Genomic DNA, 18,006 nt, shown 5'->3' with positions numbered 1-18,006 from the left:
AAAAATATCAAAAAACGCTCTTTTCACAAACTCGCCGTAAACCTGGAGTTATTTACGGCGAAAAGTCATCACGCCATCAGCATCTTCACTACTGCTTTGCGAACCTGGGCTGGCGCGCCCACTGCGCACAGCGGTTTATGCACTTCCCCCGGATAAAACACAACAAAATCACCTTCATTAAGGATAACTGTTTTCTCATCAACGCCTTCCGGCAAAAATGCGATGTCTTTATCAGCTAACCAGTCGGTATCCGGCGTGCCTGCAGGTTGCGTGCTGAAGGTCATGCCTTCCTGACCTTTTAACACAATCTGAATGTCGAGATAGCGGGCATGGTACTCCGCACGGCGGGCTTCGTACGGCTCGGTCATATCTTCCGAGATAAGATAAAACAGACGATTGCCTTCGATATCGTGCTTACCCTTTGGCGTTTCTGCCGTAACGTGCGCTTTGATATGCTCAATCGCCTGGCGTAACTCTTGGGGTAGCCACGGCTGAAGATTATGAATATTTCCGATGATCATCTTTTCCACTCCTTAATTAAAACAATGTTTCATTTCTATCGTTATACGAAAAGATGATCAATTCCGCTAGCCTTAACGCGTGAATTATTGTCTTATCACAACTTATCGGCAGGCGCGTTCCCGCCTTTCGGGTCAAGGTCAGCATCACTCCTCGAGAATAGTTTTTATCGCTTCCCCCGCCAGTACAGCTGTTGCACAAAGTTGTTCGATGGAGTGCCCCTCCCGTGCCTTCGCAGAAAGCCCTGACATCACGGTACTCATAAAATCAGTCACACATTGTGCGCTTTGTGGATGCCGCCTGGCGATATAGTCATAAATGGTCGTTTCTGCGGCGTGATAATATTGAACGGCAATATCACGCGCTTGTGGATCATGACTATGAATACCTTCAAGAACCATACAGCCAGCGCAGCCGCCGTTTTGGCTATATCTGCGCGCCGCTTCTTTTAATACCTCAACCAGGCACTCGCCTACCGGACGATCATCACGAAGAATATCGGCAAGCGGAATAGCTTCCGTACCGACATATTCATTGAGTACACGGCTAAATAAACCAGCTTTACTGCCAAAAGCCGCGTAGAGGCTCGGGGGGTTAATACCAATATAATCAGTAACTTCAGCAACACTGACAGCATCGAAACCTTTTTGGTGAAAAAGCACTTTTGCCGCAGAGACTGCCTGCTCAGGAGCGAAACGTCTGGGACGACCTGGAACGCGAGATTGTTTTTTAGTGACCATTACAAAACTTGTTGACAGAAAGTTAAAACAGTTTTGTAATGCATGTTACATAATAAATCAAGGAGTCCTTATGGGCGCTTTTACAGGTAAGACAGTTCTCATCCTCGGTGGCAGCCGTGGAATCGGTGCCGCTATCGTACGTCGTTTCGTCACCGATGGGGCCAATGTACGATTCACCTATGCGGGGTCGAAAGATGCCGCTGAACACCTGGCACAAGAGACTGGAGCGACAGCAGTATTCACAGATAGTGCTGACAGAGACGCTGTCATTGATGTCGTTCGTAAGAGTGGCGCATTGGATATTCTGGTAGTAAATGCAGGTATTGGCGTCTTTGGCGATGCCCTGGAATTAAATGCCGACGATATTGATCGCCTTTTCAAAATCAATATTCATGCTCCTTATCATGCCTCTGTTGAAGCCGCCCGGCAGATGCCCGAAGGCGGGCGCATCTTAATCATCGGCTCCGTGAATGGCGATCGTATGCCTGTTGCAGGCATGGCTGCTTATGCCGCCAGCAAATCTGCCCTGCAAGGCATGGCGCGCGGGCTGGCCCGTGATTTTGGACCGCGTGGGATCACCATCAACGTCGTCCAGCCAGGGCCAATTGATACCGATGCTAATCCCGCCAACGGGCCAATGCGCGATATGTTGCATAGTTTTATGGCCATCAAAAGACATGGGCAACCGGAAGAGGTCGCTGGTATGGTCGCATGGTTAGCAGGGCCAGAAGCCAGTTTTGTTACCGGCGCGATGCATACCATTGATGGCGCGTTTGGCGCATAACCGACTACGCTCAATTAAGCCCAGCCATTATCCATGATGTCTGGGTTTTGTTTACTCACGTCGTCCGCTAAAAGCGGCTCCCGGTAAAGAGAAATCTTCTGTTCATGTCGTAAATCTTGAGGATAACCAAATGGTAGAAAGAACCGCTGTTTTCCCTGCTGGCCGACATTCACTGTATGCTGAGCATCGTTATTCTGCGGCTATTCGTTCCGGCGATTTGCTGTTTGTTTCCGGGCAAGTAGGAAGTCGAGAGGACGGAACACCAGAACCCGATTTTCAGCAACAAGTCAGACTGGCATTTGATAATTTGCATGCGACCCTGGCAGCTGCGGGATGCACTTTTGACGATATCATTGATGTTACGAGCTTCCATACCGATCCAGAAAACCAATTTGAAGACATCATGACGGTGAAAAATGAAATATTTAGCGCCCCACCTTATCCAAACTGGACGGCGGTGGGTGTTACATGGCTGGCAGGCTTTGATTTTGAAATTAAAGTGATAGCGCGCATCCCTGAGCAGTAAGCAATAGTGTTAGCCGTTCGCTTTCACACTCCGCCCTATAAGTCGGATGAATGGAATAAAATGCATATCTGATTGCGTGAAAGTGAAAAAGGAAAAAGCAGGGAATGTCTGCAATTATTGATACCGAAGGACAGTTCCCCTGCAGAATCACATCAAATAAAAATGCATATACCTTGACTTTTAATTCAAATAAACCGTTTGCGCTGACAAAATATTGCATCAAATGCTTGCACCGCTTCTGACGATGAGTATAATGCCGGACAATTTGCCGGGAGGATGTATGGTTCAGTGTGTTCGACATTTTGTCTTACCGCGTCTGAAAAAAGACGCTGGCCTGCCGTTTTTCTTCCCGTTGATCACCCATTCCCAGCCCCTCAATCGAGGGGCTTTTTTTTGCCCAGGCGTCAGGAGATAAAAGATGGCTAATCCGCTATATCAGAAACATATCATTTCCATAAACGACCTTAGTCGCGATGACCTTAATCTGGTGCTGGCGACAGCGGCGAAACTGAAAGCAAACCCGCAACCAGAGCTGTTGAAGCACAAAGTCATTGCCAGCTGTTTCTTCGAAGCCTCTACCCGTACCCGCCTCTCTTTCGAAACATCTATGCACCGCCTGGGTGCCAGCGTGGTGGGCTTCTCCGACAGCGCCAATACATCACTGGGTAAAAAGGGCGAAACGCTGGCCGATACCATTTCGGTTATCAGCACTTACGTCGATGCGATAGTGATGCGTCATCCGCAGGAAGGTGCGGCGCGCCTGGCCACCGAGTTTTCCGGCAATGTACCGGTACTGAATGCCGGTGATGGCTCCAACCAACATCCGACGCAAACCTTGCTGGACTTATTCACTATTCAGGAAACCCAGGGGCGTCTGGACAATCTCCACGTCGCAATGGTTGGTGACCTGAAATATGGCCGCACCGTTCACTCCCTGACTCAGGCGTTAGCGAAGTTCGACGGCAACCGTTTTTACTTCATCGCGCCGGACGCGCTGGCAATGCCGCAATACATTCTGGATATGCTCGATGAAAAAGGGATCGCATGGAGTCTGCACAGCTCTATTGAAGAAGTGATGGCGGAAGTAGACATCCTGTACATGACCCGCGTGCAAAAAGAGCGTCTGGACCCGTCCGAGTACGCCAACGTGAAAGCGCAGTTTGTTCTTCGCGCCAGCGATCTCCACAACGCCAAAGCCAATATGAAAGTGCTGCATCCGCTGCCGCGTGTTGATGAGATTGCGACGGATGTTGATAAAACGCCACACGCCTGGTACTTCCAGCAGGCAGGCAACGGGATTTTCGCTCGCCAGGCGTTACTGGCACTGGTTCTGAATCGCGATCTGGTACTGTAAGGGGAAATAGAGATGACACACGATAATAAATTGCAGGTTGAAGCTATTAAACGCGGCACGGTAATTGACCATATCCCCGCCCAGATCGGTTTTAAGCTGTTGAGTCTGTTCAAGCTGACCGAAACGGATCAGCGCATCACCATCGGTCTGAACTTGCCTTCTGGCGAGATGGGCCGCAAAGATCTGATCAAAATCGAAAATACCTTTTTGAGTGAAGATCAGGTAGATCAACTGGCATTGTATGCGCCGCAAGCCACGGTTAACCGTATCGACAACTATGAAGTGGTGGGTAAATCGCGCCCCAGTCTGCCAGAGCGCATCGACAACGTGCTGGTCTGCCCGAACAGCAACTGTATCAGCCATGCCGAACCGGTTTCTTCCAGCTTTGCCGTGCGAAAACGCGCCAATGACATCGCGCTCAAATGCAAATACTGTGAAAAAGAGTTTTCCCATAATGTGGTGCTGGCCAATTAATTGCGGTTGGTAATAAAAGTCTGGCTCCCTATAATGAGCCAGACTTTTTACCGCTGTAATAAAGGAGAAATCATGAGCAAAACTATCGCGACGGAAAATGCACCGGCAGCTATCGGTCCTTACGTACAGGGCGTTGATCTGGGCAATATGATCATCACCTCCGGTCAGATCCCGGTAAATCCGAAAACGGGTGAAGTACCGGCAGACGTCGCTGCACAGGCACGTCAGTCGCTGGATAACGTAAAAGCGATTGTCGAAGCCGCTGGCCTGAAAGTGGGCGATATCGTTAAAACCACCGTGTTTGTGAAAGATCTGAACGACTTCGCTACCGTTAATGCTACCTACGAAGCCTTCTTCACCGAACACAACGCCACCTTCCCGGCACGTTCTTGCGTTGAAGTCGCCCGTCTGCCGAAAGACGTGAAGATTGAGATCGAAGCGATCGCTGTTCGTCGCTAATCTTGATGGAAATCCGGGCTATCATGCCCGGATTAAGTCTGATGACAAACGCAAAATCGCCTGATGCGCTACGCTTATCAGGCCTACGTGATTCCTGCAATTTATTGAATTTGTTGGCCGGATAAGGCATTTACGCCGCATCCGGCATGAACAAAGCTTACTTTGTCTGCAATCTGAATCGGGGCTATCGTGCCCAGTTTATTCTTTATTGCCAGCCGTAACGACGGCTATAGAACCCTTTCACCAACTGGGTTAATGTCATATACCCTGCCAGAATCGCAACCAGCCACGGGAAATAGCTTAACGGCAGCGCCTGTAATTGCAGATAACTGGCCAGCGGTGAAAACGGCAATGCGATCCCGACAATCATCACGATCACGGTCATGATCATTAACGGCCACGATGCACAGCTCTGAATAAACGGCACACGGCGGGTGCGGATCATATGCACAATCAGCGTTTGCGACAGTAAGCCCACCACAAACCATCCCGACTGGAACAGCGTTTGCGTTTCCGGCGTGTTGGCATGGAATACCCACCACATCAGGCAAAACGTCAGAATATCGAAGATCGAGCTGATCGGTCCGAAGAAGATCATAAAGCGCCCCAGATCCGCCGGATTCCAACGCTGCGGCTTTTGAATTTGCTCGTCGTCGACGTTATCAAACGGGATCGCCACCTGTGACACATCATACAGCAGGTTCTGAATAAGCAAGTGTAACGGCAACATCGGCAGGAAGGGCAAGAAAGCACTCGCCACCAGCACGCTGAACACATTACCGAAGTTGGAGCTCGCCGTCATTTTGATGTATTTCAGCATGTTGGCGAAAGTGCGACGTCCTTCAATAACCCCCTCTTCCAGCACCATCAGGCTTTTTTCCAGCAGGATGATATCAGCCGCTTCACGGGCAATATCTACCGCGCCGTCCACAGAAATGCCGATATCCGCAGCGCGTAAGGCGGGCGCATCATTAATACCATCGCCCATAAAGCCAACCACATGCCCTTCGCGCTTCAGTAAGGTCACAATGCGTTCTTTATGCATCGGCGTCAGACGAGCAAACAGCGTGGTGCGCTGTGCGAGATTTGCCAGTTCGTCGTCAGATAGCGTTTCAATATCACTACCAATGACCACCTCTCCCGCGTCCAGCCCCACTTCATGGCACACTTTCGCTGCAACTAACTCACTGTCGCCAGTAAGGATTTTTACGGTAATTCCACTCGCTTTTAATGCCTTCAGTGCCGGAGCAGTTGTCTCTTTTGGCGGATCAAGGAAAGCAATATATCCTTCGAGGATCAGGTCGGATTCATCCGCCCGCTGGTAATCTCCTTCACGCGCTGGCAGGTATTTCGTCGCCACCGCAACCACGCGCAGCCCCTGACGATTCAGCGTATCAGTAACCCGCTTAATCTTACGCAGCATGATGTCATCGAGCGGCACAATCTCGCCATTGTGACGCACCTGCGAACACACATTGAGGATTTCCTGCAATGCACCTTTGCAAACCAGCTGATGGTGCTCGGTATTTTCTGCCACTACCACCGACATCCGACGACGCTCGAAATCAAACGGAATCTCATCAATTTTTTGCCAACGACTGGCCAGCGAGCGCGCTGACTCTTCATCCGTACCTTCGAGCACCGCTGTATCGAGCAGGTTTTTAAGTCCGGTCTGATAATGACTGTTCAACCACGCGCTATGCAGCACGCGTTCGCTGGTTTTACCGGAGATATCGGTATGATTCTCCAGCACAATTTTGTCCTGTGTCAGGGTGCCAGTTTTATCAGTGCACAGAATATCCATTGCGCCAAAGTTCTGAATAGCATCCAGATGTTTGACGATCACTTTCTGTTTCGACAGCTTTACTGCGCCGCGCGCCAGCGTCGAGGTAACAATCATCGGCAACATTTCCGGCGTTAAGCCTACCGCGACCGAAAGCGCAAACAGTGCCGCTTCCCACCAGTCGCCTTTGGTGTAACCGTTGATAAGCAACACCACCGGAGCCATCACCAGCATAAAGCGAATCAGCAGCATACTGACGCGGCTGATCCCCTGCTGAAAGGCATTCGGCTCGCTTTCCTGCTCACTAACACGCCCCGCCAGTTGACCAAACCAGGTATTGGCTCCTGTAGCAATCACCATTGCTTGTGCCGTGCCGCTCACCACGGTGGTGCCCATAAAACACAGGGTGTCACACTCCAGCGGATTGCTGTGCTCCGGCTGGCGAGTGGTAGCGGCTTTTTCCACGGGCAGAGACTCACCGGTTAACGACGCCTGAGCGACGAACAGATCCCGCGCCTGCAAGATACGTAAATCTGCCGGGATCATATCCCCCGCCGCCAGTTTTATAATATCGCCGGGCACCAGCTGGTCGATCGGGATCTCCAGCCAGCCATTTTCGCCTTTGTCGTTAATTACGCGCAGCACCGTCGCGGTATTGCTGACCATCGCTTTCAGGGCATCTGCCGCTTTAGTGGAACGTGCTTCCTGAATAAAGTTCAGCAACGTAGAAATAGCGACCATTAGCGCGATAACGCCCGCGGCAAATAAATCTTCCGTGGCGTAAGAAATAGCGCCGAGAATGGTGAGTAAAATATTAAATGGGTTGCGATAGCAGACCCATAAATGTACCCACCACGGCGACGGTTGTTGTGCGGGTAATTTATTTTCACCATGTTGTTCGCGGGCAGATTCCACTTCCGCCTGATTTAACCCTTCCGGATGGGTGTCGAACGTTTTCCACAATTCTTCTTCGGGCATCACCGCCATTTTCAGGCAATGCGCACTTAAGGACGGCGGGACCACCGTATTCACTGTCTGCTGCGCGCCAGGCAATGGATCACGATGAACCAGACGGGAAGGTAAATGGCGAATGAGCCGGGTAAAGATTTCTTTAAACATAAGGAGTCCCTCCGCACTGTCTGAAACAGTACAGAAATGTCTTCAGGCGTGGCGAAGCCTTACCTGAAGGTAATAAAGCTGAGCAGGGACGTTAAAACGTCACGGCCTTACGCATCCGGTAACGCCGTGAAAAGACGGGCTTACCGGAAAAGTTTTAATCTCCGTCGAGGGAGAGGCGTGGGATCAGGTTCCATATAACCTCCGGTAAGTGAATAAAGCGCCGCAAATAATAAGGAGAATCCAATAATATTCGTAGTATCTATGGCGATATAATACCTGCTGGCAACTAAACCAACGATAAACCAGACTTTACCCATTGCTGAATGCACGGGTAAAGTTAGGCTCAAATAATTAAACAACACGTTACAGGACAACAGGATGCAAAATCGGCTGACCATCAAAGACATCGCACGCTTAAGCGGCGTGGGGAAATCTACAGTTTCCCGGGTGCTGAATAACGAAAGCGGCGTGAGCCAGCGCACCCGCGAGCGTGTTGAAGCAGTGATGAATCAGCATGGATTTTCCCCTTCCCGCTCTGCGCGCGCTATGCGTGGGCAAAGCGATAAAGTGGTCGCCATCATTGTTACCCGCCTGGATTCGTTGTCAGAAAATCTCGCCGTTCAAACCATGCTGCCAGCGTTCTATGAACAAGGTTACGACCCAATCATGATGGAAAGTCAGTTTTCCCCGCAATTAGTTGCCGAACATTTGGGGGTGCTGAAACGGCGTAATATCGACGGCGTAGTGCTGTTCGGTTTTACTGGCATAACAGAAGAAATGTTAGCCCACTGGCAGTCATCGCTGGTTCTGCTGGCGCGTGACGCAAAAGGTTTTGCTTCGGTCTGTTATGACGACGAAGGGGCAATCAAGATCCTGATGCAACGGCTGTATGACCAGGGGCATCGTAATATCAGTTATCTCGGCGTGCCGCATAGTGACGTGACGACCGGGAAGCGACGTCACGAAGCCTACCTGGCGTTCTGCAAAGCGCATAAACTGCATCCCGTTGCCGCTCTGCCAGGCCTTGCTATGAAGCAAGGCTATGAGAACGTAGCAAAAGTGATTACGCCTGAAACTACCGCCTTACTGTGCGCAACCGACACGCTGGCACTTGGCGCAAGTAAATACCTGCAAGAGCAACGCATCGACACCTTGCAACTGGCGAGCGTCGGTAATACGCCATTAATGAAATTCCTTCATCCGGAGATCGTCACCGTAGATCCTGGTTACGCCGAAGCTGGACGCCAGGCGGCCTGCCAATTGATCGCACAGGTAACCGGGCGCAGCGAACCGCAACAAATCATCATCCCCGCCACCCTGTCCTGATCGTTTCCTGAACGATAAATTGTGATCTTCGCTGCGTTTCGGGAACGTTCCCGTTTTTAAATTTTTCCGCGCAATATATTCTGCAGCCAACCAAAAATGTCATCTGCCATGGGGCTTTATGATGAGCAAAATAAACCAAACGGATATCGATCGGTTGATTGAACTGGTCGGCGGGCGCGGCAATATTGCGACGGTGAGCCACTGTATTACTCGCCTGCGCTTTGTCCTCAACCAACCGGCCAATGCCAGACCGAAAGAAATTGAGCAACTCCCCATGGTGAAAGGCTGTTTCACCAATGCCGGGCAATTTCAGGTGGTGATTGGCACCAACGTGGGTGATTACTATCAAGCACTAATAGCGTCAACCGGACAGGCGCAGGTTGATAAAGAGCAGGTAAAAAAAGCCGCCCGGCAGAATATGAAATGGCATGAGCAGTTGATCTCTCATTTCGCGGAGATCTTCTTCCCGTTGCTGCCCGCGTTGATTAGCGGCGGTTTGATCCTCGGTTTTCGCAATGTGATCGGCGATTTGCCCATGAGCAACGGTCAGACGCTGGCGCAAATGTACCCTTCCCTGCAAACGATCTACGATTTTCTGTGGTTGATCGGTGAAGCGATCTTCTTCTACCTGCCGGTCGGTATTTGCTGGTCAGCGGTGAAAAAAATGGGCGGCACGCCGATCCTTGGTATCGTGCTTGGCGTGACACTGGTTTCTCCCCAGCTGATGAACGCTTATCTGCTCGGGCAGCAGCTGCCGGAAGTGTGGGACTTTGGCATGTTCAGCATCGCCAAAGTGGGCTATCAGGCACAGGTGATCCCGGCACTGTTAGCCGGGCTGGCACTGGGCGTTATTGAAACTCGCCTTAAACGCATCGTACCGGATTACCTCTATCTGGTGGTGGTGCCCGTCTGTTCGCTGATCCTCGCGGTGTTCCTCGCCCATGCGCTGATTGGTCCGTTTGGTCGCATGATTGGCGATGGCGTTGCCTTTGCGGTACGTCACCTGATGACCGGCAGCTTTGCTCCGATTGGTGCGGCATTGTTTGGCTTCCTGTACGCGCCGCTGGTGATCACCGGCGTACACCAGACCACCCTTGCTATTGATTTGCAGATGATTCAAAGCATGGGTGGCACGCCAGTGTGGCCGCTGATTGCGCTGTCGAATATCGCTCAGGGCTCCGCCGTGATAGGCATTATCATTTCCAGCCGCAAGCACAATGAACGCGAGATCTCCGTGCCTGCCGCTATCTCCGCCTGGCTTGGGGTCACTGAGCCTGCAATGTACGGCATCAACCTGAAATATCGCTTCCCGATGCTGTGCGCGATGATTGGTTCTGGTCTGGCAGGATTACTATGCGGCCTGAACGGCGTTATGGCGAATGGTATCGGCGTAGGCGGCCTGCCGGGAATTCTCTCGATTCAACCGAGCTACTGGCAGGTATTTGCGCTGGCAATGGTTATCGCCATCATCATCCCGATTGTACTCACCTCGTTTATCTATCAGCGGAAATACCGCCTGGGCACGCTGGATATTGTTTAATTTTCTTCGGGGCGCAATTGCGCCCCCTCGCATTTGCAGGAATAACGTAATGACTAATCTTCCCCACTGGTGGCAAAACGGCGTTATCTACCAGATTTATCCAAAGAGTTTTCAGGACACCACGGGTAGCGGCACCGGCGATTTACGTGGCGTTATCCAACGCCTGGACTATCTGCATAAACTGGGCGTTGATGCCATCTGGCTAACCCCCTTTTATATCTCTCCCCAGGTCGATAACGGTTACGACGTAGCGAACTATACGGCGATTGATCCCATCTACGGCACGCTGGACGATTTTGACGAACTGGTGACGCAGGCAAAATCGCGCGGGATTCGTATCATTCTCGATATGGTGTTTAACCATACCTCTACCCAACATGCCTGGTTTCGCGAGGCGCTGAACAAAGAAAGCCCTTACCGCCAGTTTTATATCTGGCGCGATGGCGAACCAGAAACGCCACCGAACAACTGGCGTTCAAAATTTGGCGGTAGTGCGTGGCGCTGGCATGCGGAAAGCGAACAGTACTATTTGCATCTCTTTGCACCAGAGCAGGCGGATCTCAACTGGGAGAATCCAGCGGTACGCGCAGAGCTGAAAAAAGTCTGTGAGTTCTGGGCCGATCGTGGGGTCGACGGGTTGCGCCTGGATGTGGTGAATCTGATCTCCAAAGACCCACGTTTCCCTGATGACCTGGATGGCGACGGGCGTCGCTTCTACACCGACGGGCCACGAGCACACGAGTTTTTGCACGAGATGAACCGCGATGTGTTTACGCCACGCGGGTTAATGACCGTAGGTGAAATGTCCTCCACCAGCCTTGAGCATTGCCAGCGATACGCGGCACTGACAGGCAGTGAATTATCGATGACCTTTAATTTTCATCACCTGAAGGTCGATTATCCCGGTGGTGAAAAATGGACGCTGGCTAAACCTGACTTTGTGGCGTTGAAAACATTGTTCCGCCACTGGCAACAAGGAATGCACAACGTAGCATGGAATGCCTTGTTCTGGTGTAACCACGATCAGCCGCGCATTGTTTCTCGCTTTGGTGATGAAGGTGAATACCGCGTGCCTGCGGCAAAAATGCTGGCGATGGTGCTGCATGGCATGCAGGGAACGCCGTATATCTACCAGGGCGAAGAGATTGGCATGACCAACCCGCATTTCACGCGCATTACTGACTATCGCGACGTGGAGAGCCTCAATATGTTTGCCGAGCTACGCAACGATGGGCGTGATGCCGACGAGTTATTGGCAATCCTCGCCAGCAAATCCCGTGACAACAGTCGCACACCCATGCAATGGAGCAACGGCGATAATGCCGGGTTTACGGCTGGCGAACCGTGGATTGGCTTGGGCGATAACTATCAACAAATCAACGTAGAAGCCGCGCTGGCCGATGATTCCTCGGTGTTTTACACCTACCAAAAGTTAATCGCACTGCGTAAGCAGGAAGCCATCCTGACATGGGGCAATTACCAGGATCTGCTGCCAAACAGCCCTGTATTGTGGTGCTATCGCCGTGAATGGAAGGGGCAAACCTTGCTGGTCATTGCCAACCTTAGCCGTGGGATCCAACCCTGGCAGCCAGGGCAAATGCGCGGCAACTGGCAGCTTGTGATGCATAACTACGAAGAAGCCTCACCACAACCCTGTGCCATGAATTTACGGCCTTTTGAGGCTGTCTGGTGGTTACAGAAGTAAATCTTCCCTAAGCCCCGGTAATGCCGGTCATTCCGGGGTTTTGTCTGTCAGCATGTTGTTTTTGTTGATTTTTCAAGCAGCAAATTCATTAAAAAATTTACATAACGCTGTAGCGCCCGTCATCCGTACGCTCTGCTTTTTACTTTGAGCTACATCAAAAAAAGTTCAAACATCCTTGATGCAAAGCACTATATATAGACTTTAAAATGCGTCCCAACCCAATATGTTGTATTAATCGACTATAATTGCTACTACAGCTCCCCACGAAAAAGGTGCGGCGTTGTGGATAAGCGGATGGCGATTGCGGAAAGCACCGGAAAACGAAACGAAAAAACCGGAAAACGCCTTTCCCAATTTCTGTGGATAACCTGTTCTTAAAAATATGGAGCGATCATGACACCGCATGTGATGAAACGAGACGGCTGCAAAGTGCCGTTTAAATCAGAGCGCATCAAAGAAGCGATTCTGCGTGCAGCTAAAGCAGCGGAAGTCGATGATGCCGATTATTGCGCCACTGTTGCTGCGGTTGTCAGCGAGCAGATGCAGGGCCGCAACCAGGTGGATATCAACGAGATCCAGACCGCAGTTGAAAACCAGCTGATGTCGGGTCCATACAAACAACTGGCTCGTGCTTACATCGAGTACCGTCACGATCGCGACATTGAACGTGAAAAACGCGGTCGCCTGAACCAGGAGATCCGTGGTCTGGTCGAGCAGACCAACGCCTCGTTACTCAACGAAAACGCCAACAAAGACAGCAAGGTGATTCCAACCCAGCGCGACCTGCTGGCCGGGATCGTGGCTAAACACTATGCACGCCAGCACCTGCTGCCGCGTGACGTGGTGCAGGCACATGAGCGTGGCGATATTCACTATCACGATCTCGATTACTCGCCGTTCTTCCCGATGTTCAACTGCATGTTGATCGACCTGAAAGGCATGCTGACCCAGGGCTTTAAGATGGGGAACGCCGAGATTGAACCGCCGAAGTCGATCTCTACGGCAACCGCGGTAACTGCGCAGATTATTGCTCAGGTCGCCAGCCATATTTATGGCGGCACCACCATTAACCGTATCGATGAAGTGCTGGCACCGTTTGTCACCGCCAGCTACAACAAACATCGCAAGACCGCAGAAGAGTGGAACATCCCGGACGCCGAAGGCTACGCTAACTCTCGTACCATTAAAGAGTGCTACGATGCCTTCCAGTCGCTGGAGTACGAAGTAAACACCCTGCACACCGCCAACGGTCAGACGCCGTTTGTAACCTTTGGTTTTGGTCTGGGCACCAGCTGGGAATCGCGCCTGATTCAGGAATCTATCCTGCGTAACCGTATCGCAGGCCTCGGTAAAAACCGTAAAACTGCGGTGTTCCCGAAACTGGTGTTTGCGATTCGCGATGGTCTGAACCATAAAAAAGGCGATCCGAACTACGACATCAAACAGCTGGCGCTGGAGTGCGCAAGCAAGCGCATGTATCCGGATATCCTGAACTACGATCAGGTAGTGAAAGTCACCGGTTCGTTTAAAACCCCGATGGGCTGCCGCAGCTTCCTCGGCGTGTGGGAAAATGAAAACGGCGAGCAGATCCACGATGGTCGTAACAACCTCGGCGTGATCAGCCTGAACCTGCCGCGTATTGCTCTGGAAGCAAAAGGCGATGAAGCCACCTTCTGGAAGCTGCTGGATGAACGTCTGGTGCTGGCACGTAAGGCGCTGATGACCCGTATCGCTCGTCTCGAAGGCGTGAAAGCGCGCGTGGCCCCGATCCTCTATATGGAAGGTGCTTGTGGCGTGCGTCTCAATGCTGACGATGATGTTTCTGAAATCTTCAAAAACGGTCGTGCGTCTATTTCGCTGGGTTACATCGGCATCCACGAAACCATTAACGCGCTGTTCGGCGGCGAGCATGTTTACGACAACGAGCAGCTTCGCGCGAAAGGTATCGCCATTGTTGAACGTCTGCGTCAGGCAGTGGATAAGTGGAAAGAAGAAACGGGTTATGGTTTCAGTCTCTACAGCACGCCGAGTGAAAACCTGTGCGACCGCTTCTGCCGTCTCGATACTGCTGAGTTTGGCGTGGTGCCGGGCGTGACCGATAAAGGTTACTACACCAACAGTTTCCACCTCGATGTGGAGAAGAAGGTGAACCCGTACGACAAGATCGACTTTGAAGCGCCTTACCCGCCGCTGGCGAACGGTGGTTTCATTTGCTACGGCGAGTATCCAAACATTCAGCACAACCTGAAGGCGCTGGAAGATGTCTGGGATTACAGCTATCAGCATGTACCGTATTACGGCACCAATACACCGATTGATGAGTGCTACGAGTGTGGCTTTACCGGTGAGTTCGAGTGCACCAGCAAAGGCTTCACTTGCCCGAAATGTGGTAACCATGACGCCTCCCGTGTGTCGGTGACTCGCCGCGTGTGCGGATATTTAGGTAGCCCGGATGCACGTCCATTTAACGCCGGTAAGCAGGAAGAAGTTAAGCGCCGCGTTAAACATTTGGGGAATGGGCAGATAGGTTAATCTTCACTCTGCGCTAAGCAAATGCCGGATGCGGCGTAAACGCCTTATCCGGCCTACATTTGGCAACGGCTCCAGGCCTGATAAGAGGCGACAGCGTCGCATCAGGCGTTGATTACCGGATGCATCCTATACGCGGACTGATAAGCCAGGCGAAACAATGAATTATCATCAGTACTATCCTGTCGACATCGTCAACGGCCCCGGCACTCGCTGCACCCTGTTTGTCTCCGGGTGTGTTCATGAATGCCCCGGTTGCTATAACAAAAGCACATGGCGGGTAAATTCTGGTCAGCCATTTACCAAAGCAATGGAAGACCAGATCATTAACGATCTGAATGACACTCGTATCAAACGCCAGGGGATTTCCCTCTCCGGCGGCGATCCGCTGCATCCGCAAAACGTGCCGGATATTCTGAAACTGGTAAAACGCATCCGCGCCGAGTGTCCGGATAAAGACATCTGGGTGTGGACAGGCTATAAACTCGACGATCTCAACGCTGCGCAAATGCAGGTTGTTGATTTGATTAACGTACTGGTCGACGGCAAATTTGTGCAGGATTTAAAAGACCCTTCCCTGATCTGGCGCGGCAGCAGCAATCAGGTGGTGCATCATTTGCGATGATAAGTTCCCTGTTACCTGAGTGCAGGCAACAGGGAAATGAGGAATTAACGATACTTCTGGTGATAGGCGTTGCGGGTCGTTTTCAGTTGCTCCGCGGCAGCCTGCGCTTCTTTTACTTTACCTTCATTTGCCAGCTTCAGCGCGTCGTCAATCTGACCAACCAGAATATCGAAACCGTGACGGAAGTCTTTCATTTCCGGGCTGTCCGGTGATTTATCTTCGAGCTTCGGCGGCGTTGCTTTTTGCGCATCCAGCGCTGCGGCGCGCATCTTCGTTAACGCGTCTTTGACTTGCGCCGCGTTATCGGCTTTTTCGACCACTTTTAAAGTGTCGTTGAGGGTTTCCATATTGTCTTCAAGATCAGCGGCAAACGACGCCGAACTGAATACCAACGAGGAGACTGCAAGAATAGCTAACAGGCTTTTACGCATTGCTCACTTCCTTTTTTATTATGAAGATTTGGCGCGGCAGGTCGCGCCAGTTTTTTACTGCCCGGCGATTTTCATCTCCGGCAACAGCACAGAACCACACTGTATATTACTGCGTGTTTCAATATCGTTACCGACGGTGACAATATTGCGCCACATATCTTTTAAATTACCTGCGATGGTGATTTCGCTAACCGGATACTGAATTTCGCCGTTTTCTACCCAGAAGCCCGCCGCACCACGGGAATAATCACCGGTAATTGCACTCACGCCCTGGCCCATCAGCTCCGTCACCACCAGCCCGGTGCCCATCTCTTTGAGCATTTGTTCGAAGCTTAGCCCTTGTCCGGCAATCCGCCAGTTGTGAATACCGCCCGCATGTCCGGTGCTTTTCAGCCCCAGTTTTCGCGCCGAATAGCTGGTCAGCAGCCACTGAGTCAGGATGCCATCTTTAATAATATCGCGACGCTCGGTGCGCACACCTTCGCTGTCAAATGGCGTCGATGCCAGCCCTTTCAGCAGATGCGGATGCTCTTCAATGGTCAGCCAGTCCGGCAGAATTTGTTTACCCAGCGAATCCAGCAGGAAGGTAGATTTACGGTAAACCGCTCCACCCGCTATCGCCCCCACCAGATGCCCAAAAAGCCCGGTTGCCACTTCATTGGCAAAAATGACCGGCGCTTTCATGGTGGAGAGTTTACGCGGTGACAGGCGCGATAAAGTACGGCGAGCACAGTCGGCCCCAACCCACTCTGGCGTTTGCAGATCGCTCATCGCACGACCAATGGTGTAGGCGTAATCACGCTCCATATCGCCATTTTCTTCGGCAATTACACAGCTGGAGAGCGAATGACGCGTAGAGCAGTAACCCTGCAACATGCCGTGGCTGTTGCCAAAAACTTTGACACCGTAGTGGCTGTTAAAGCTGCCACCTTCGGTATTGGTGATACGTTTGTCCGCCTGTAATGCTGCCTGTTCTGCGCGGGCCGCCAGTTCAATGGCTTCATCCGGGGAAACTTCCGCAGGGTGGAACAAATCGAGATCCGGTGCCTCAAAGGCCAGCAGCTCTTTGTCTGCCACGCCGGCACAGGGATCTGGCGAGGTATAACGGGCAATATCCAGCGCCGCCTGTACGGTGCGGGCAATGGCCTGCGGGCTTAAATCGGTGGATGATGCGCTACCTTTGCGGTTCTGGTGATAAACAGTGATCCCCAGCGCGCCATCGCTATTGAATTCAACATTCTCCACTTCACCATAACGCGTGCTTACGCTAATGCCGGTGGTCTTGCTGACGGCAACTTCCGCACCGTCCGATTTGCCTGAGGCCAACTCCAGCGCAGTGGAAACTGCTTCTTCCAGAATCTTGCGCTGCGCTTCAACTTGAGAGATTACTTTCATTGCAAGTGCCATAATGTAGAGAGTTTCTCTGAAGTCTAACAGAGAACCGTTTTTCAGTGCGCATCTTAACTGGTAACATTAGCCTCTTTTTTTAAGGAGCCTGAGATGACTAAGCAGCCCGAAGACTGGCTCGACGACGTTCCCGGTGATGACATCGAAGACGAAGACGATGAAATTATCTGGGTCAGTAAAAGTGAAATTAAACGTGATGCCGAGGAGCTAAAACGCCTTGGCGCGGAAATTGTTGATCTGGGGAAAAACGCGCTGGATAAGATCCCGTTAGATGCGGATCTGCGCGCGGCTATTGAGCTCGCCCAGCGTATTAAGATGGAAGGTCGCCGCCGCCAGTTGCAGCTCATCGGTAAGATGCTGCGCCAGCGCGACGTAGAGCCTATTCGTCAGGCGCTGGATAAGCTGAAAAACCGTCACAACCAGCAGGTGGTGCTGTTCCATAAACTGGAAAACCTGCGCGATCGTCTGATCGATCAAGGTGATGACGCCATCGCTGAAGTATTGAATCTGTGGCCCGATGCCGATCGTCAGCAGCTGCGTACTCTGATCCGCAACGCGAAGAAAGAGAAAGAAGGGAATAAGCCGCCGAAATCCGCACGCCAGATTTTCCAGTATCTGCGCGAACTGGCGGAGAATGAAGGGTAATTTTCGTTGTTGATGTGAGTATGGTTTGCCGGATGCGGTG

Annotated in this window: 18 protein-coding genes; 12 read left to right on the top strand and 6 right to left on the bottom strand. The window is 51.6% G+C overall.

The window, feature by feature from the left end; genetic code table 11:
• Positions 1-68 precede the first annotated feature (68 nt).
• Together tabA and ACJHX3_RS05025 are read right to left on the bottom strand one after the other, a co-directional pair.
• A complete protein-coding gene (gene tabA / locus ACJHX3_RS05030) occupies positions 69-521 on the bottom strand; it encodes a toxin-antitoxin biofilm protein TabA (RefSeq protein WP_000583470.1) in 453 nt (150 codons plus the stop codon).
• 144 nt (positions 522-665) lie between these two features.
• Positions 666-1,259: a TetR/AcrR family transcriptional regulator gene (locus ACJHX3_RS05025; protein ID WP_001401490.1), complete on the bottom strand. Its 594-nt coding sequence runs from the start codon at positions 1,257-1,259 to the stop codon at positions 666-668.
• Between the two features lie 70 nt (positions 1,260-1,329).
• Between ACJHX3_RS05025 and bdcA the strand changes: the two genes are divergently transcribed.
• The 6 genes from bdcA to ridA all read left to right on the top strand — a co-directional run bounded on the left by bdcA (position 1,330) and on the right by ridA (position 4,856).
• Positions 1,330-2,043: an SDR family oxidoreductase gene (bdcA, locus tag ACJHX3_RS05020; protein ID WP_000500686.1), complete on the top strand. Its 714-nt coding sequence runs from the start codon at positions 1,330-1,332 to the stop codon at positions 2,041-2,043.
• 130 nt (positions 2,044-2,173) lie between these two features.
• Positions 2,174-2,569, top strand: coding sequence for a RidA family protein (locus ACJHX3_RS05015; protein ID WP_000230281.1), 396 nt, complete (start codon positions 2,174-2,176; stop codon positions 2,567-2,569).
• A gap of 280 nt (positions 2,570-2,849) precedes the next feature.
• Entirely contained in the window at positions 2,850-2,984 is a 135-nt protein-coding gene (gene pyrL, locus ACJHX3_RS05010; protein WP_001296693.1) for a pyr operon leader peptide, read from the top strand.
• Positions 2,985-2,987: 3 nt separating this feature from the next.
• On the top strand, positions 2,988-3,923 hold the full coding sequence (gene pyrB / locus ACJHX3_RS05005; RefSeq protein ID WP_000013046.1) for an aspartate carbamoyltransferase: 936 nt from the start codon (positions 2,988-2,990) through the stop codon (positions 3,921-3,923).
• Between the two features lie 12 nt (positions 3,924-3,935).
• The gene (pyrI, locus tag ACJHX3_RS05000; RefSeq protein WP_000148581.1) at positions 3,936-4,397 is read left to right on the top strand and encodes an aspartate carbamoyltransferase regulatory subunit; all 462 of its coding nucleotides are present in this window, start codon (positions 3,936-3,938) and stop codon (positions 4,395-4,397) included.
• A gap of 72 nt (positions 4,398-4,469) precedes the next feature.
• On the top strand, positions 4,470-4,856 hold the full coding sequence (gene ridA, locus ACJHX3_RS04995) for a 2-iminobutanoate/2-iminopropanoate deaminase (protein ID WP_000047539.1): 387 nt from the start codon (positions 4,470-4,472) through the stop codon (positions 4,854-4,856).
• Positions 4,857-5,061: 205 nt separating this feature from the next.
• On the opposite strand, the gene mgtA is transcribed toward ridA, so the two are convergent.
• Positions 5,062-7,758, bottom strand: coding sequence for a magnesium-translocating P-type ATPase (mgtA, locus tag ACJHX3_RS04990; protein ID WP_000471889.1), 2,697 nt, complete (start codon positions 7,756-7,758; stop codon positions 5,062-5,064).
• Positions 7,759-7,898: 140 nt separating this feature from the next.
• Entirely contained in the window at positions 7,899-7,952 is a 54-nt protein-coding gene (gene mgtL / locus ACJHX3_RS04985; protein ID WP_001387276.1) for a mgtA regulatory leader peptide MgtL, read from the bottom strand.
• 184 nt (positions 7,953-8,136) lie between these two features.
• Between mgtL and treR the strand changes: the two genes are divergently transcribed.
• The 5 genes from treR (at position 8,137) to nrdG (ending at position 15,483) form a co-directional block, all read left to right on the top strand.
• On the top strand, positions 8,137-9,084 hold the full coding sequence (gene treR, locus ACJHX3_RS04980) for a trehalose operon repressor TreR (protein ID WP_001181324.1): 948 nt from the start codon (positions 8,137-8,139) through the stop codon (positions 9,082-9,084).
• 118 nt (positions 9,085-9,202) lie between these two features.
• Entirely contained in the window at positions 9,203-10,624 is a 1,422-nt protein-coding gene (gene treB / locus ACJHX3_RS04975) for a PTS trehalose transporter subunit IIBC (RefSeq protein WP_001297258.1), read from the top strand.
• 49 nt (positions 10,625-10,673) lie between these two features.
• Positions 10,674-12,329, top strand: a complete 1,656-nt coding sequence (gene treC / locus ACJHX3_RS04970; RefSeq protein ID WP_001297260.1) for an alpha,alpha-phosphotrehalase — start codon at positions 10,674-10,676, stop codon at positions 12,327-12,329.
• Positions 12,330-12,722: 393 nt separating this feature from the next.
• On the top strand, positions 12,723-14,861 hold the full coding sequence (gene nrdD, locus ACJHX3_RS04965) for an anaerobic ribonucleoside-triphosphate reductase (protein ID WP_000187776.1): 2,139 nt from the start codon (positions 12,723-12,725) through the stop codon (positions 14,859-14,861).
• 157 nt (positions 14,862-15,018) lie between these two features.
• Complete coding sequence (gene nrdG / locus ACJHX3_RS04960) at positions 15,019-15,483, top strand: anaerobic ribonucleoside-triphosphate reductase-activating protein (protein ID WP_001106226.1); 465 nt, start codon at positions 15,019-15,021, stop codon at positions 15,481-15,483.
• 44 nt (positions 15,484-15,527) lie between these two features.
• On the opposite strand, the gene cybC is transcribed toward nrdG, so the two are convergent.
• Together cybC and pmbA are read right to left on the bottom strand one after the other, a co-directional pair.
• Positions 15,528-15,914 (bottom strand): cytochrome b562, encoded by a 387-nt coding sequence (cybC, locus tag ACJHX3_RS04955; RefSeq protein WP_001232255.1) that lies wholly within the window; start codon positions 15,912-15,914, stop codon positions 15,528-15,530.
• A 54-nt stretch (positions 15,915-15,968) separates the two neighbouring features.
• Positions 15,969-17,321, bottom strand: coding sequence for a metalloprotease PmbA (gene pmbA / locus ACJHX3_RS04950; RefSeq protein ID WP_001162184.1), 1,353 nt, complete (start codon positions 17,319-17,321; stop codon positions 15,969-15,971).
• Between the two features lie 93 nt (positions 17,322-17,414).
• Between pmbA and yjgA the strand changes: the two genes are divergently transcribed.
• Positions 17,415-17,966, top strand: coding sequence for a ribosome biogenesis factor YjgA (yjgA, locus tag ACJHX3_RS04945; protein ID WP_000166270.1), 552 nt, complete (start codon positions 17,415-17,417; stop codon positions 17,964-17,966).
• The last annotated feature ends 40 nt before the right edge of the window (positions 17,967-18,006 follow it).

The sequence above is a fragment of the Escherichia sp. WS1265 genome (assembly GCF_046487585.1).
GTDB classification, from domain to species: domain Bacteria; phylum Pseudomonadota; class Gammaproteobacteria; order Enterobacterales; family Enterobacteriaceae; genus Escherichia; species Escherichia coli.
Note: the sequence above shows the minus strand (reverse complement) of the source record. Positions and strands in the feature narration are given on the sequence as shown.

What these genes read in the sequence shown, in the direction of transcription:
- tabA (WP_000583470.1), bottom strand. Translation starts at nt 521, where the DNA reads ATGATCATCGGAAATATTCATAATCTTCAGCCGTGGCTACCCCAAGAG.
- ACJHX3_RS05025 (WP_001401490.1), bottom strand. Translation starts at nt 1,259, where the DNA reads ATGGTCACTAAAAAACAATCTCGCGTTCCAGGTCGTCCCAGACGTTTC.
- bdcA (WP_000500686.1), top strand. Translation starts at nt 1,330, where the DNA reads ATGGGCGCTTTTACAGGTAAGACAGTTCTCATCCTCGGTGGCAGCCGT.
- ACJHX3_RS05015 (WP_000230281.1), top strand. Translation starts at nt 2,174, where the DNA reads ATGGTAGAAAGAACCGCTGTTTTCCCTGCTGGCCGACATTCACTGTAT.
- pyrL (WP_001296693.1), top strand. Translation starts at nt 2,850, where the DNA reads ATGGTTCAGTGTGTTCGACATTTTGTCTTACCGCGTCTGAAAAAAGAC.
- pyrB (WP_000013046.1), top strand. Translation starts at nt 2,988, where the DNA reads ATGGCTAATCCGCTATATCAGAAACATATCATTTCCATAAACGACCTT.
- pyrI (WP_000148581.1), top strand. Translation starts at nt 3,936, where the DNA reads ATGACACACGATAATAAATTGCAGGTTGAAGCTATTAAACGCGGCACG.
- ridA (WP_000047539.1), top strand. Translation starts at nt 4,470, where the DNA reads ATGAGCAAAACTATCGCGACGGAAAATGCACCGGCAGCTATCGGTCCT.
- mgtA (WP_000471889.1), bottom strand. Translation starts at nt 7,758, where the DNA reads ATGTTTAAAGAAATCTTTACCCGGCTCATTCGCCATTTACCTTCCCGT.
- treR (WP_001181324.1), top strand. Translation starts at nt 8,137, where the DNA reads ATGCAAAATCGGCTGACCATCAAAGACATCGCACGCTTAAGCGGCGTG.
- treB (WP_001297258.1), top strand. Translation starts at nt 9,203, where the DNA reads ATGATGAGCAAAATAAACCAAACGGATATCGATCGGTTGATTGAACTG.
- treC (WP_001297260.1), top strand. Translation starts at nt 10,674, where the DNA reads ATGACTAATCTTCCCCACTGGTGGCAAAACGGCGTTATCTACCAGATT.
- nrdD (WP_000187776.1), top strand. Translation starts at nt 12,723, where the DNA reads ATGACACCGCATGTGATGAAACGAGACGGCTGCAAAGTGCCGTTTAAA.
- nrdG (WP_001106226.1), top strand. Translation starts at nt 15,019, where the DNA reads ATGAATTATCATCAGTACTATCCTGTCGACATCGTCAACGGCCCCGGC.
- cybC (WP_001232255.1), bottom strand. Translation starts at nt 15,914, where the DNA reads ATGCGTAAAAGCCTGTTAGCTATTCTTGCAGTCTCCTCGTTGGTATTC.
- pmbA (WP_001162184.1), bottom strand. Translation starts at nt 17,321, where the DNA reads ATGGCACTTGCAATGAAAGTAATCTCTCAAGTTGAAGCGCAGCGCAAG.
- yjgA (WP_000166270.1), top strand. Translation starts at nt 17,415, where the DNA reads ATGACTAAGCAGCCCGAAGACTGGCTCGACGACGTTCCCGGTGATGAC.